Source organism: Nitrospira sp., from assembly GCA_037045225.1.
GTDB lineage: Bacteria > Nitrospirota > Nitrospiria > Nitrospirales > Nitrospiraceae > Nitrospira_A.
The window spans coordinates 1,915,321-1,927,414 of sequence record JBAOHZ010000009.1 but is presented as its reverse complement, the minus strand read 5'-3'; the positions used below and the strand labels follow the sequence as shown (position 1 = coordinate 1,927,414).

Genomic DNA, 12,094 nt, shown 5'->3' with positions numbered 1-12,094 from the left:
GTGTGCTCCTATGCGTCATGCTGCCCGGGTGCGACGGTCGGTGTTTTCGCCTGAACGAGTGCTGTCAACAAGGTCTGTTTTTTGATGGGTTTGGTCAGGTGTGCATCACATCCTGCCAAGAGGCTTTTTTCGATTTCTTCCCCAAATGCATTGGCCGTCAATGCCACAATCGGTCTTCGAGCCCGCTGCCCGTCTACTTCCCAGGTCCGAATGATGGTTGTGGCCTGGTCCCCGCCTATCATGGAGGGGGCGAGGAAAAACGTGAGGATTGCGATGACGGTGCCCTGGGTCATTGTCAGGAAGGGGATGCCGAGCGTCGTTGCTCCCTTGAAGGCACGTGTGATTGAGGCGGGATCGTACCGTTGAACATCCGGTCCACCGATGAGACTCACTCGCATTTGCGTGTCGATGGTTCCGAGCATCAGCCAGACGATCAGCGCGATCGGGATGAGTCCAAGCCACAGCCGAAAGTCTTTCTTCTGGCCTTCCATCTGATTGCGTGTCTTCTCCACTCGAAATGACCTCCGTCCAGGGCCCCTATGCCGCGCGGGGCTCACGCCGTCGGGCGTGCTGTCGAATGGCCTCCAGGAACGTCTTCTTCCTAATGGGTTTCGTGAGGTGCGCGTTACAGCCGGCGTCTTGGCTTTTGTCGATATCTTCTTTGAACGCGTGGGCTGTCAGGGCAATGATCGGCGTGGCGTCCCGCTTCTGACTCTGTTCCCAGGCTCGAATGGCGCTCGTGGCCTGATATCCGTCCATGACCGGCATCTGAATATCCATCAACACCAGGTCATATCGGCCCGCTTGAAACTTTTCGACCGCGATGGCCCCGTTCTCCGCGATGTCTAATTGATACGGCGTTCCCTGCAGGAACAAGGCGATCAACTTGCGGTTGTCTTCCAGGTCTTCGACTAGGAGGATGGACAGCGGAGCGTGGTCGGCTGGCTCGGGGTGAACAGGCGTCGTTGCAGGAGGCGGAGGGGTGGTTGGCTGCTGTTCCAGCGCAAGGGTGACCGAGTCGAGTAAACGTGCGCGGCTGAGTGGCTTATACAGATACATGACGTTCTCCAATTCGTCGCTCCGGCGCACGGCATTCCGCTGCACTTCCGCGGTGTGAATCACCAACGGCAGCGCGGCGCCGTCAGGTCTGGCGCGGATGGCTTTTGCGAGTTCCACCCCATGCTGGTCCAGGAGGCGATCGTCGATGATGACCAGGTCGATCGGTTGGGCCCGTTGTCCGGCCGCATCAAGGGCGATCAACGCCGTGGCTCCATCCGGTGATTCGACAATCAGCGCGCCGAGTCTGGATAAATGCTCTCGCATCATCGTTCGCTGGGTGTGATTGCCGTCCACCACGAGAATCCGATGTCCTTGGAGCGACGTCGAGGGCGGTGCCGCCATGGGTTCGGACAGCGGTGTTTCGCAGCGCAGCACGAAGGAGAAGGTGCTCCCCTTCCCGAGCTGGCTCTCGACCGTGAGCCGTCCCCCCATCAACGCCACGATGCGTTTTGAAATGCTCAGCCCGAGACCGGTTCCGCCATACTTGCGGGTGGTGGAGGAGTCGACCTGCGTAAAGCTCTCGAAAATGGAGCCGATCTTTTCGCTCGGGATGCCGATGCCGGTATCCGAAATGGAGAAGCGAAGGGACTTCGACAGCGTCTGATCAAGGATGGGTTCCACCCGGACCACGACTTCTCCGTGTTCTGTAAATTTGATCGCGTTGCCGACTAGGTTGATCAGGACCTGCCTCAGGCGGGTGGGATCGCCGATGAGTGAGATGGGAGCGTCTGGGTGGACGAACGCAATCAAGTGGATGCCCTTGGCATGGGCGCGGACGGCCATCGACTCCGCGGTTCTGTCGATCAGATCATGCAGGTCGAACGGAATCGATTCCAGTTCCAAGTGCCCGGCTTCGATTTTTGACAAGTCCAGGATGTCGTTAATCAGTTCCAATAGACTGCTGGTCGCGCGGCTGAATCGATTGACATATTCCTGTTGCACCGCTGAGAGGGAGGTTTCTTGAAGCAGGTCGGCCATCCCGACAATCGCATTCATCGGTGTTCGGATCTCGTGGCTCATGGAGGCCAGAAACTCACTCTTGGCTTTCGTGGCCGCCAGGGCATGGTCCCGCGCCTGTTGCAGTTCTGTGTTTCGACGCGCCAGCTCTGAGGCGGCATCCGCCAGGGCGGTTTCCGCGGCCTTGCGGTCGGTGATATCGGTGATTGATCCCGCCATGCGGACCGCTTGCCCCTGGGCGTTCCACATCGCCTGTCCCCGCGCGCGAAACCAGCGGTACTCATTCGACTTTGTGCGCAACCGGTACTCCGCGTCGTAGGGCGTCCGTTCGCTCAGATGCGCGGCCACTGCAGCCGCGATGCTACGCTCGTCGTCCGGATGCCGGCGGGACGACAGGCTGCTGAAGACGTGGTCGGTATCGTGGTCGTCGTACCCGAGGAGTTCTTTGTAGCGCGGTGAGACATACAGCTCGTTCGTCAGGATGTTCCAATCCCAAATGCCGTCGCTCGACCCGCGGACGGCGACCTGATAGCGTTCCTCGCTCCTGCGCAGGGCGGCTTCCGCCTGTTTGGTTTGGGTCAGATCCCTGGCAATTGCGAGATAGCCGGTGATGTTACCAAAGGCATCCCACATGGCGGTGATCAAGAGGGTGACGGGAATCGGCTGGCCGTCCTTCCGGACGTAGGTCCATTCCCGTTCCTCATATGCGTCACGCCGGACTTCTTCGACTAAAATGTCGAATCCTTCGATGGGACAGCCGAACCGGCTCGACAACTCCTGTGCGCGGGACTCCAGTTCGGAGGGACGATGCAGCACGAGTGGCGATTGTTTTCCCACCATCTCGTACGCTTCATAGGCAAGCATCCATTCCGCCCCGCGGTTGAATACGGTAATAAGGCCTTCAGGGTTCATTGCGATGATGGCGATTTCTGTGGCGGAATCGAGTACTGCCTGGAGCCGCGCTTGGGTGTCGAGAATCTTATCCCGAGCCGCCTTCTGTATTGTTTGATCTCGGCAGGTGCAGAGGAGCCACACCTCTTGATTGTCTTGGGTAGGGAGGAGGACGAAGGAGACTTCAGTGGAGATACTGTCTCCCAGCTTCTTCATGCCGGTCGTTTCCCCATGCCAATGCCCCGATTTCATGAGGAGAGGGAAGAATACGGTCTCGATCTTCGCGGTCCATTCGGGTGCGTAGAGATGTTTCCACGATTTCCCGATCAGTTCGGCGGTGTCGTAGCCGTAGATGTTCGCATGCGCTCGGTTCATGTAGGCGTAGCGCCCGGATTGATCCAGGAGGGCGATCCCCTCCATGGCGTGGTCAAAGGCGAAGAGTATCCGTGTGTGGAGCGCTTCGAATTGTTTTTGGGCGGCCAGGGTTCTCGCCAGTTGAAGATTCCGCAAGCGTAACTCAAGCTGACTGAGGACTTGCCGTCCGAGGATGGCCAGGGTCTGCCGCTGGTTCGTCGTCAGATGACGAGGTGTCCGATCGATCACGCACAGCGTGCCGAGGCTATACCCTTCCGTGCTGATGAGTGGCGCGCCGGCGTAAAACCGAATGAAGGGCTCTCCTGTCACGAGGGGGTTGGTTGCAAACCGTTCGTCTTCGAGTGCATCCGGGACTTCCAGGATATCGCGCTGGAGGATGGCATGGGCGCAGAATGCCAGATCGCGCGAGGTCTCACAGGTCGCGATTCCCACCTTCGCCTTGAACCATTGCCGCAGTGGATCAACCAGGCTGATCAGCGCGATCGGCGTTTCGCAGAGCCCCGCGGCCAGCTGCACGAGATCATCAAAGTTCGTTTCCGGATCGGTATCGAGGATCTCATACCGCATGAGGGCTTCGATCCGTTGGGGTTCGTTGTCGGGGAACGGAGCGGTACTCATCGTGCGATCAATTTCGTCTGCGGTCAGATGGTTCGTGGGTGCTCTTGGGCATCGGTCTACAGAACCCGTTTGTGCCGGCGCAGTGTGCCAGGCAAGCCTTTCCTACCTTCTCTTTATCGGTCAACGGGATTCGACCTTGAGGCCCCTAGGATTCATACATACGTTCTACGTCAGGGAGGGCTGGGGCGAGATCTGCCGACGACCAGCTCGACGTCCGTATTGCCGTGCTGTCTGTTGCAAGTTTGGACGCGACCGATGAGTGGTTGAAATGAGCCAAAATGCGTCAGAGACTTGAGGCAAGTGAGTTTGCGTGATATGTTTTTTGTTCCGAGAAAGCACCGAAGGAAGAGCGTATATGGACAGACCTGGGATTCACGCGATCAAGTCTACAAATTTGGCATTCATGTCGATCGGTCTTGTGGCGCTGGCGCTGCAAGGGTGTGGTCATGCGTCACGGCCACCAGAAGCGACCTGGCCGGAGCCCTCGTCGGGGGAAATCTCCTTGCATCGGGCGGAGCATGCGGTTCTTGCAGGAGAATGGGAATACGAAGAAAGCGGGATGGTGGTGCCGTTGAGGTTGGACCAATTCGGCAATGGCTTTTACGATTTTAAGGATGGGCGGTTTCGAACTGACATCTTGTCCGACCGCCACTGGACGGGGGCCTGGGCTCAACGAGAGAATAATCGGGAAGGGGGATTTGAGATCACCTTATCGTCCGACTATTCAGAAGGCGAAGGTCGCTGGTGGTATACACGCATCGAGGGTGATACTGCTCCAACCAATCCCGGAGGGCGGTTTCACGTGCTGAAGGTGCAATCGATCGTTGAGAACCAAGGATCACGCTCCGCGCCTTCCTCTCCCTAGCAGTGCAGTGACCTACTGTCCTAGGTTATCCGGTGACCCACTCGTTGCAGGATCTACCCGTTCATAGAGCGCTGAGTAGTCCACATCGCCTAGCCCCATGGCAATGGTGTCGAGGAGCAGTGATCGGACCCCCGGGAGTCCGCCTGGGGAGAGCTGTGCGGTGTCTGCGGCGGCAAGGGTTAACTCCACATCTTTCAACAGGTGTCGGGTCGAAAAGTTTGGCCGGGCATAGTTGCGTTCCGCGAGTCGAGGCAACTTCTTCTCGAACGTCGGCGCATAGAGGGCGCTTTTTCGCAACACGGCCATAAAGGTATCCACCTCCACCCCGCCTCGACGAACCAGTCCAAGACTCAGGGCGAAGGCCGCCGTTTCTGCGGCAATGAGTTGATTCAGCGCGAGCTTCATCACGGCGGCTTTTCCCACCGGGCCGATCAGGCGCACGTCCGAACTGAGGGCATGCAGGAGCGGTGACCAGGTGACAAACTGCTCCGGAGTCGCTCCGACCATGATCAGGAGGGTGCCCGATTTGGCTTCGGCGATGCTTCCTAGCACCGGCGCTTCCAGGTATTGTCCCCCCAAGCGCTCGATGTCTTCTCCGATCGAACCACTTTCCGACGGACCGATTGTCCCCATTTGAATGATCGTGCGATTGCGAAGTGCCTGGCTGGTTGAGGGATCGAGCAGCACGGCACGAATGGCCGTCGCGTCTGCCAGCATGAGGACGACCACGTCTGTAGCGGCGATCGCTTCTCCCGCCGTTAAGGCGATGTGAATACCCTGTTGCTGCAGCGCCAGGGTTTTTTCAGGAGTACGATTATAGGCCGATAGGTGATGACCGGTAGCATGCAGCCGTTCCGCCACCGCCTGCCCCAGCAACCCTGTGCCTAACAAGGCCACGTTCATGGGAAACCTCCATGGTGTCTGCCAGGCGGACATCGTACAGAGAAGCGATCGCGGTTGAAAGGGTCAAGGGAGGGGGGTGCGAAGAGCGGTACGCTCGGCACTGAGTTGCATCAGGTGTGTGCGCGCCGGCGAGGTCAGGGCTGTACCGATGGCCAACGTGCCTGTCACCCTGGGATCGGCGCGGTTAAACGTAAACGGATGGCCTGTGGCCGTGGTGGCGCGCCCTCCGCTTTCTTCGATCAACAGAACGCCGGCGGCGATGTCCCACTCATTGCCCCCGTCCAACGTCACGGCGGCATCGGCCTGCCCGGCGGCGACTAACGCGAGGGCATAGGCAATCGATCCGATCGGACGGCAATGTAGATGGGGCTCAAGGGTCCGGAAGCGGCCGACCCGGTGTTCCCATGGATTCACAAGGGCAAGTGGCCGCTCAGGGGGAGTAAACGGAGGCTGGCCGGCATCGGACTGGCGGTCGATGCGAATGCCGCGTCCGCGAATGGCCGAAAAACACTCACCGGTGGCCGGATTGAAGATCGCTGCGACGACCGGCACGCCATGCTCAACCAGGGCCACTGACAGGCAAAACTCAGGCAGGCCCCGCACAAATGAGCGCGTTCCGTCGATCGGATCGACAATCCAGACGCGGTCCCTGCTGAGTCGCTCCTCGGTATCCTCTGTTTCCTCGGACAACCATCCGTCTTCAGGAAACGCCGACGACAAGCTGTCTCGCAGGATCTGATTGACCGCCAGGTCGGCAGAGGTGACGGGTGACCGATCCGGCTTGGTGTAGGTGTCGAATCCGATGGCCGCGAATCGGAGTGCTTCACGCCCGGCTTGCCTCAGGGCTTCCGACAAGATGCTGAGTTCACGATCCATCGTCATGCGAGCTCCCGGTTCCTAGGGAAAGGTGGTGGTTGTATGTCTTTACCGTACCAGGTCTTGGTTCGGGAGCAAAGTCCGGAGTGGCTTGGCGCCGAGTCCGCTCTTGACCCTCTTGCCTGTTCCGCGTACAAGCTGGCAGAGCGATGAAGCTGAAGCACAAACATTCCCGCAAGGCGGGCTTGCCGCCCGGCACACTGGTCCATATCGGTGAAAAAAAGTCCGAGACGGTCACGATCTCGGTGTACGAATACGGCGAGGGACAGTTCCAAGAGCGGACGGTGTCGAAGCCGGACGAGATCGTGATGACCGGGGAGCCGACGGTTCGATGGGTGGACGTCGGTGGCATCCACAAGATGGATGTGCTGGAGACCTTCGGGAAAATGTTCGGCCTCCATCCCTTGCTGCTGGAAGATATCGCGAATACCGACCAACGCCCGAAACTCGACGACTATGGCTCATACGGGTATGTCGTGCTCAAGATGCTGTATGAAGGGGACCGGGAGGGAGACATCAACGTCGAGCAGGTCAGTCTGGTATTCAGTGAGAACTTTCTCCTGTCCTTTCAAGAGAACGGCGGGGATGTCTTTCAAGGTGTGAAAGAGCGGTTGCGGAACGGAAAAGGCCGGTTACGTCATGCCGGCGCGGATTATCTCTTGTACGCGCTGATGGATTCGATTGTGGACCGGTATTTCGTCATTCTGGAGACGCTGGGTGAACGAATTGAGGCGCTCCAGGATTTGTGCGTCACAAACCCCGGCCCAGAGACATTGCGCGATATCCACGGCCTCAAGCGGCAACTGCTGTTTCTGCGTCGCTCCGTCTGGCCGCTCCGGGATGTTATGAACAATTTGTCGCGTTCGGACGGGCAATTTCTGCAGGGGTCGACGAAGGTCTTTTTCCGCGATGTCTATGACCACATCATTCAGATCGGCGATACGATCGAGACGTTGCGTGAAATGGTGTCGTCCATGATGGAAGTGTATTTATCCAGCGTGAGTTATCGCTTGAACGGCGTCATGAAAGTGCTGACGATCATCACGACGATTTTCATGCCGCTCAGTTTTATCGCGAGTATCTACGGGATGAATTTCGAGCACATGCCGGAATTGAAATCACCCTGGGGATATCCGGCCGTACTCGGCGTCATGGCGACCACCGGAATGGCCATGCTGTATTTTTTCAAGCAGAAGAAGTGGCTCTAGCGACTCGCGAACGGCCACGGTTAGTCCAAGATCTCGACGCGATCCACGAAGTAGGTCGTCTCTCCGAAACAGGTGGTGGGAAGATACCGGTACTCTTTGTAATGGAGGACCACTCGTTTACCCATTTGCCCATCGAGTTTCTTGGCTACGCCCTCATCCCACACCGTAAACGTCCATAAGAGCGGGGCCACGCCAGGCACGGTTGTCATGGCCAGCTCGCCCTCCTGCGTTTTGCACACCCATCCCTTTCGAGACAGCTTTTGGAGATAGCCCGCGCGATCTCCGTCGGAGTAGCTCCAATTGAAGATGACCAAGAGATAGGCGGCGCCGCCGAAAAAGAGCAACGTGAAGAGAAGTTTCGGTCTCCACAGCCAGGCCACAGGAAACAGAATGGTTTCCCACCACGTCATAGGGCGCTCCTTTCCCGATGGTTAGCGCACGTCTTGAAACAGCCAGGGGGCTTGTGTACGACGGCGTTGTTCATATTCCGTGATGTGACCGGCCTGTTGGAGCGTGAGGCCGATCGCGTCCAATCCTCGGTACAGACAATCTTTTCGGAACGGATCGATCTCGAAATGGTAGGTCGCGCCGTCCGGCGCCGTGACTTGTTGCGCCGCCAGGTCGACCGTCAGCTGATAGCCTTCGCGGTCTGTGACGCCTTCGAACAGGGTTTGGATTTGAGGTCCTGTCAGCACCACGGGGAGAATACCGTTTTGAAAGCAGTTGTTGTAGAAAATATCCGCGAAGCTCGGGGCGAGGACGCAACGAAACCCTTGGTCGAGCAGCGCCCATGGCGCGTGTTCGCGTGATGATCCGCAGCCGAAGTTGTCGCGCGCCAGCAGCATCGTGGCGTTGTGATAGCGGGGCTGGTTGAGGAAGAAGGCGGGATCCTGCGAGCCATCCTTCCGCCGCCGCCAATCGTAAAACAGTCCTTCCCGCAGGCCGGTTCGCTTGATGGTCTTTAAAAACTGTTTCGGAATGATCTGATCGGTGTCGACATTGAGCCGGTCCAACGGAGCGACCAGGCCTGTCAAAGTTGTGAATGCGTCCATAGGTGTCCTCTTCTGCTTCGCGGCTGACGGGGGCCGACGCTATCGTGCCGTTGTCAGTTGCGGAATGTGTGCTGGCTTATGACCAGTGACGGATATCGACGAAATGTCCTTCGACGGCGGCGGCCACGGCCATCGCCGGCGAGACCAGATGAGTCCGTCCACCGGCCCCCTGGCGCCCTTCGAAGTTCCGGTTGCTGGTCGAGGCGCATCGTTCTCCCGGTTGCAGGACGTCGGCGTTCATCGCCAGGCACATGCTGCAGCCCGCTTCCCGCCATTCGAATCCCGATTCCTTGAAGATACGATCCAGTCCTTCTTGTTCCGCCTGTTGCTTCACCAGCCCCGATCCCGGGACCACCATGGCGTGCACGGTACTGGCGACTTTTTTGCCCTTGGCGAAGGAAGCGGCCAGGCGGAGGTCTTCAATCCTGGAGTTGGTACAGGATCCGATGAACACCTTGTCGATCTTGATGTCGCGGATCGGCATGCCGGGCAGCAACGCCATGTATTCGAGGGCTCGTTCCGTCGCCTGGCGGAGTTTGTCGTCTCCCATGGTGCGAGGGTCCGGCACGTTCCCGTCCACTCCGGTGACCATCCCCGGGCTGGTGCCCCAGGTAACTTGTGGTGCGATCGTTTCCGCCTGCAACTCCACGACGGCGTCATACTTCGCGCCGGGATCGGTGACGAGGTGTCGCCACGCCGTCACGGCTTGATCCCAGAGGGCACCCTTCGGAGCCATCGGGCGGCCGTTGATATAGGCAAAGGTCGTCTCGTCAGGTGCCACCATGCCGGCGCGGGCTCCGCCCTCGATGGACATGTTGCAGAGGGTCATACGGCCTTCCATGCTGAGCGCGCGAATAGCCGATCCAGTGTACTCGATCACGTACCCGGTTCCGCCGGCCGTGCCGATTTTTCCGATGATGGCCAGAATGACATCCTTGGCGGAGCAGCGGGGCGACAGCTGCCCGTCGACGCGGACTTCCATGGTTTTGGGGCGTTTCTGAACCAGGCATTGCGTGGCCAGCACATGTTCGACCTCGCTGGTGCCGATACCGAACGCCAGCGCTCCGAAGGCTCCATGGGTCGAGGTGTGTGAATCGCCGCAGACGATCGTCATGCCCGGCAGCGTGAACCCCTGCTCAGGGCCGATGACATGGACCACACCCTGTCGAATATCGTTCATGCCGAACATCGTGATGCCGAATGTGTGGCAATTATCGTCCAACGTCTGAATTTGTTTTGCGCTGATCGGGTCGGCGATGGCCACGCGGCGATCGGTCGTCGGGACGTTATGGTCGGGGACGGCCAGCGCGGCGCCCGGTCTGCGTGGGGTCCGGCCTGCCACGGCCAACCCTTCAAACGCCTGCGGAGAGGTCACTTCATGCACTAAGTGGCGGTCGATATAGAGCAACGTGGTTCCGTCTGGTTCCGCTCGAACCACGTGGTCGTTCCAGATTTTTTCGAATAATGTCTGTGCAGCCATGGCGATACTCCTTGTAAACCTGCGCGCTTGCAGTGATGGAAGGCGCAGTACCGATGCGGGCCTATTATATATGCGAGCAGGCCTGTGGCATCAAGGGCAAAGGGGGGCCGGAAGAAATTGCCTCTTTAGATTTTAAAACGGCGGACCGATAGAGCCTGCATGGAACAGGAACCGGTCGACGCCGAACGCATCACGATTCCCCGCTGGACGATCAAGCGTGATCCCCGGGCGCTGGGGTGCACGATCTGCGGATCGGCGATCGTGAAAATTACTGCCGAATGGCGGCAGGTTTCGTTCTGTACTTGCCGGTTGATCGAGTATCGTGTGCTGCCACGCGCACCCAAAGCGCTTCCCGCCCCATCCCCGGCGGCAGACGGACAAAAAGAACCCTAATACCGCTAAATTTCTGACGAACTCCGATCCTCTGCTAGGCTTGTCTTACGGCAGGTCGCGGGCATGGGTTCGGAGAGATCATTCCTGAGACGGAGGAGCCTATGGCACGATGGATCGGAGTGTGTATTGTGGCGGGTTGTCTGGGTGTGATGAGTTGGTGTCCGGTCGAGGCCAAAGACCATGCTGTGGCAAAGTCGCTGCCACGAATCGGGCTCGCCGGTCACGGGCCGTCTTCTCGGGCCTGCGCGGCAGAGGATCTGCTCGGAAATTGGCAACTGGTCGCCTTCGACTCATCGTATCGGTTCCGAAACCCACAAGCCCCGTATTTATTTCCTTATCAGGTCTTTCACTACTCCCAGCAGGGCGGGGCCAAGTCGGCCCACTCTCTCCGGCCCATCTCGGGCGATCCGGACCAGCTGTTTGAGGCTGTGCCGTCGGACATGATGTATCGAGTTGAGGGAAAAGGCCGCGTTCTCCTCAAGGCAAAGGCGCACGATGAGACGGTAGAGACCTGGGCTTGCAAGGTCATCACACAACAGGCTGAGGCGATGGCGGACGGGACCGTCCTGCAACGCGGCGATTTGGTCATGACTTTGATGGGAAGTACCGGGCAGGCGTTGTTTGTTCGTCATTTGAGAAAACGCGCTGCATAACCTGCTTGGCATGGAACGGGGCGGCGTGCTAGTACCGGCAAGTCAGTCATACGTGAAATATATCGCGTCGACCTATTCCGTTGAGGGGGCCATGGACGATCCGAGTCAGGTGTGGAGTCAGCCGTCGGTCGTCGAATGGTCCCAACTGCTCTTGAACAGTTATCGCCACTGGGTCGGGCGGGAGTTGATGCCACGGACCGGAGGGCCTGAGGAGCAGGCGCATGCGTTGTTCATGGCGCCTGTTGTGGTGGTCTCACACGGCACGCAGGAGGATCCGATCCTGAATTACGGATCGCATCTCGCGCTGACCTTGTGGGAGACCACGTGGGAGTTGTTGTTGCAAACTCCGTCCCGCCTGACGGCAGAAGCTGTGAATCGTGCCGAGCGAGAGTGGATGCTCGAACGTGCGCGCGCGAAGGGGTATGTGGACAATTACCGCGGGGTCAGAATTTCACACAGCGGGCGACGGTTCCTGATCGAAAGCGCGATTGTATGGAGCGTCATCGACGCAGCCGGGCGTCGCCAGGGACAGGCCGCGACGTTCTCACGCTGGACCTTCCTCTAACCGCCGGAATCGAGGGACAACGGTCTCGCCGACGGTCACAGACTCGAGAAACATGCCCAGCGGTCTGATCCACAGTTCGCCTGCTCCGTAGAGCTGCCGATAGACGACATATTTCTCCTCGGTTTCGGAATGCCGAGCCACGCCCAGCACCTCATAGTCATTCCCTTTGTAGTGACGATAGCGACCCGGTTTCATCATA

13 protein-coding genes are annotated in these 12,094 nt (G+C 58.8%); 5 read left to right on the top strand and 8 right to left on the bottom strand.

Annotated elements, in window-relative coordinates; translation table 11 throughout:
- Positions 1–8 precede the first annotated feature (8 nt).
- Both V9G17_09730 and V9G17_09725 read right to left on the bottom strand, forming a co-directional pair.
- Positions 9–512: a hypothetical protein gene (locus V9G17_09730; GenBank protein MEI2752873.1), complete on the bottom strand. Its 504-nt coding sequence runs from the start codon at positions 510–512 to the stop codon at positions 9–11.
- 25 nt (positions 513–537) lie between these two features.
- Positions 538–3,900: a PAS domain S-box protein gene (locus V9G17_09725; protein ID MEI2752872.1), complete on the bottom strand. Its 3,363-nt coding sequence runs from the start codon at positions 3,898–3,900 to the stop codon at positions 538–540.
- Positions 3,901–4,255: 355 nt separating this feature from the next.
- Here V9G17_09725 and V9G17_09720 point away from each other — a divergent pair, with 355 nt between their 5' ends.
- Entirely contained in the window at positions 4,256–4,765 is a 510-nt protein-coding gene (locus V9G17_09720; GenBank protein MEI2752871.1) for a hypothetical protein, read from the top strand.
- Positions 4,766–4,777: 12 nt separating this feature from the next.
- Here the strand turns inward: V9G17_09720 and V9G17_09715 are convergent, their stop codons facing one another.
- Together V9G17_09715 and V9G17_09710 are read right to left on the bottom strand one after the other, a co-directional pair.
- A complete protein-coding gene (locus V9G17_09715; protein MEI2752870.1) occupies positions 4,778–5,668 on the bottom strand; it encodes an NAD(P)-dependent oxidoreductase in 891 nt (296 codons plus the stop codon).
- Positions 5,669–5,731: 63 nt separating this feature from the next.
- Positions 5,732–6,550: a 3'(2'),5'-bisphosphate nucleotidase CysQ gene (locus V9G17_09710; GenBank protein MEI2752869.1), complete on the bottom strand. Its 819-nt coding sequence runs from the start codon at positions 6,548–6,550 to the stop codon at positions 5,732–5,734.
- Between the two features lie 143 nt (positions 6,551–6,693).
- Between V9G17_09710 and corA the strand changes: the two genes are divergently transcribed.
- Positions 6,694–7,752: a magnesium/cobalt transporter CorA gene (gene corA / locus V9G17_09705; GenBank protein MEI2752868.1), complete on the top strand. Its 1,059-nt coding sequence runs from the start codon at positions 6,694–6,696 to the stop codon at positions 7,750–7,752.
- A 20-nt stretch (positions 7,753–7,772) separates the two neighbouring features.
- Here corA and V9G17_09700 read toward each other — a convergent pair whose 3' ends face one another.
- The 3 genes from V9G17_09700 to leuC all read right to left on the bottom strand — a co-directional run bounded on the left by V9G17_09700 (position 7,773) and on the right by leuC (position 10,284).
- Positions 7,773–8,162 (bottom strand): hypothetical protein, encoded by a 390-nt coding sequence (locus tag V9G17_09700; GenBank protein MEI2752867.1) that lies wholly within the window; start codon positions 8,160–8,162, stop codon positions 7,773–7,775.
- Between the two features lie 21 nt (positions 8,163–8,183).
- A complete protein-coding gene (gene leuD, locus V9G17_09695; protein ID MEI2752866.1) occupies positions 8,184–8,804 on the bottom strand; it encodes a 3-isopropylmalate dehydratase small subunit in 621 nt (206 codons plus the stop codon).
- Positions 8,805–8,880: 76 nt separating this feature from the next.
- A complete protein-coding gene (gene leuC / locus V9G17_09690; GenBank protein MEI2752865.1) occupies positions 8,881–10,284 on the bottom strand; it encodes a 3-isopropylmalate dehydratase large subunit in 1,404 nt (467 codons plus the stop codon).
- A gap of 159 nt (positions 10,285–10,443) precedes the next feature.
- Here leuC and V9G17_09685 point away from each other — a divergent pair, with 159 nt between their 5' ends.
- The 3 genes from V9G17_09685 to V9G17_09675 all read left to right on the top strand — a co-directional run bounded on the left by V9G17_09685 (position 10,444) and on the right by V9G17_09675 (position 11,895).
- Positions 10,444–10,677, top strand: a complete 234-nt coding sequence (locus V9G17_09685; protein ID MEI2752864.1) for a hypothetical protein — start codon at positions 10,444–10,446, stop codon at positions 10,675–10,677.
- A 101-nt stretch (positions 10,678–10,778) separates the two neighbouring features.
- The gene (locus V9G17_09680; protein ID MEI2752863.1) at positions 10,779–11,330 is read left to right on the top strand and encodes a hypothetical protein; all 552 of its coding nucleotides are present in this window, start codon (positions 10,779–10,781) and stop codon (positions 11,328–11,330) included.
- A gap of 91 nt (positions 11,331–11,421) precedes the next feature.
- Entirely contained in the window at positions 11,422–11,895 is a 474-nt protein-coding gene (locus V9G17_09675) for an MEKHLA domain-containing protein (protein MEI2752862.1), read from the top strand.
- Here V9G17_09675 and V9G17_09670 read toward each other — a convergent pair.
- Entirely contained in the window at positions 11,875–12,093 is a 219-nt protein-coding gene (locus V9G17_09670; GenBank protein ID MEI2752861.1) for a DUF1653 domain-containing protein, read from the bottom strand. The two genes, V9G17_09675 and V9G17_09670, sit on opposite strands and share 21 nt — an antisense overlap.
- Position 12,094: the final 1 nt, after the last annotated feature.

Excerpts from the sequence above, each read along its gene's own strand:
- V9G17_09725 (MEI2752872.1), bottom strand. The coding sequence starts at position 3,900 with ATGAGTACCGCTCCGTTCCCCGACAACGAACCCCAACGGATCGAAGCC.
- V9G17_09720 (MEI2752871.1), top strand. The coding sequence starts at position 4,256 with ATGGACAGACCTGGGATTCACGCGATCAAGTCTACAAATTTGGCATTC.
- V9G17_09715 (MEI2752870.1), bottom strand. The coding sequence starts at position 5,668 with ATGAACGTGGCCTTGTTAGGCACAGGGTTGCTGGGGCAGGCGGTGGCG.
- V9G17_09710 (MEI2752869.1), bottom strand. The coding sequence starts at position 6,550 with ATGACGATGGATCGTGAACTCAGCATCTTGTCGGAAGCCCTGAGGCAA.
- corA (MEI2752868.1), top strand. The coding sequence starts at position 6,694 with ATGAAGCTGAAGCACAAACATTCCCGCAAGGCGGGCTTGCCGCCCGGC.
- V9G17_09700 (MEI2752867.1), bottom strand. The coding sequence starts at position 8,162 with ATGACGTGGTGGGAAACCATTCTGTTTCCTGTGGCCTGGCTGTGGAGA.
- leuD (MEI2752866.1), bottom strand. The coding sequence starts at position 8,804 with ATGGACGCATTCACAACTTTGACAGGCCTGGTCGCTCCGTTGGACCGG.
- leuC (MEI2752865.1), bottom strand. The coding sequence starts at position 10,284 with ATGGCTGCACAGACATTATTCGAAAAAATCTGGAACGACCACGTGGTT.
- V9G17_09685 (MEI2752864.1), top strand. The coding sequence starts at position 10,444 with ATGGAACAGGAACCGGTCGACGCCGAACGCATCACGATTCCCCGCTGG.
- V9G17_09680 (MEI2752863.1), top strand. The coding sequence starts at position 10,779 with ATGGCACGATGGATCGGAGTGTGTATTGTGGCGGGTTGTCTGGGTGTG.
- V9G17_09675 (MEI2752862.1), top strand. The coding sequence starts at position 11,422 with ATGGACGATCCGAGTCAGGTGTGGAGTCAGCCGTCGGTCGTCGAATGG.
- V9G17_09670 (MEI2752861.1), bottom strand. The coding sequence starts at position 12,093 with ATGATGAAACCGGGTCGCTATCGTCACTACAAAGGGAATGACTATGAG.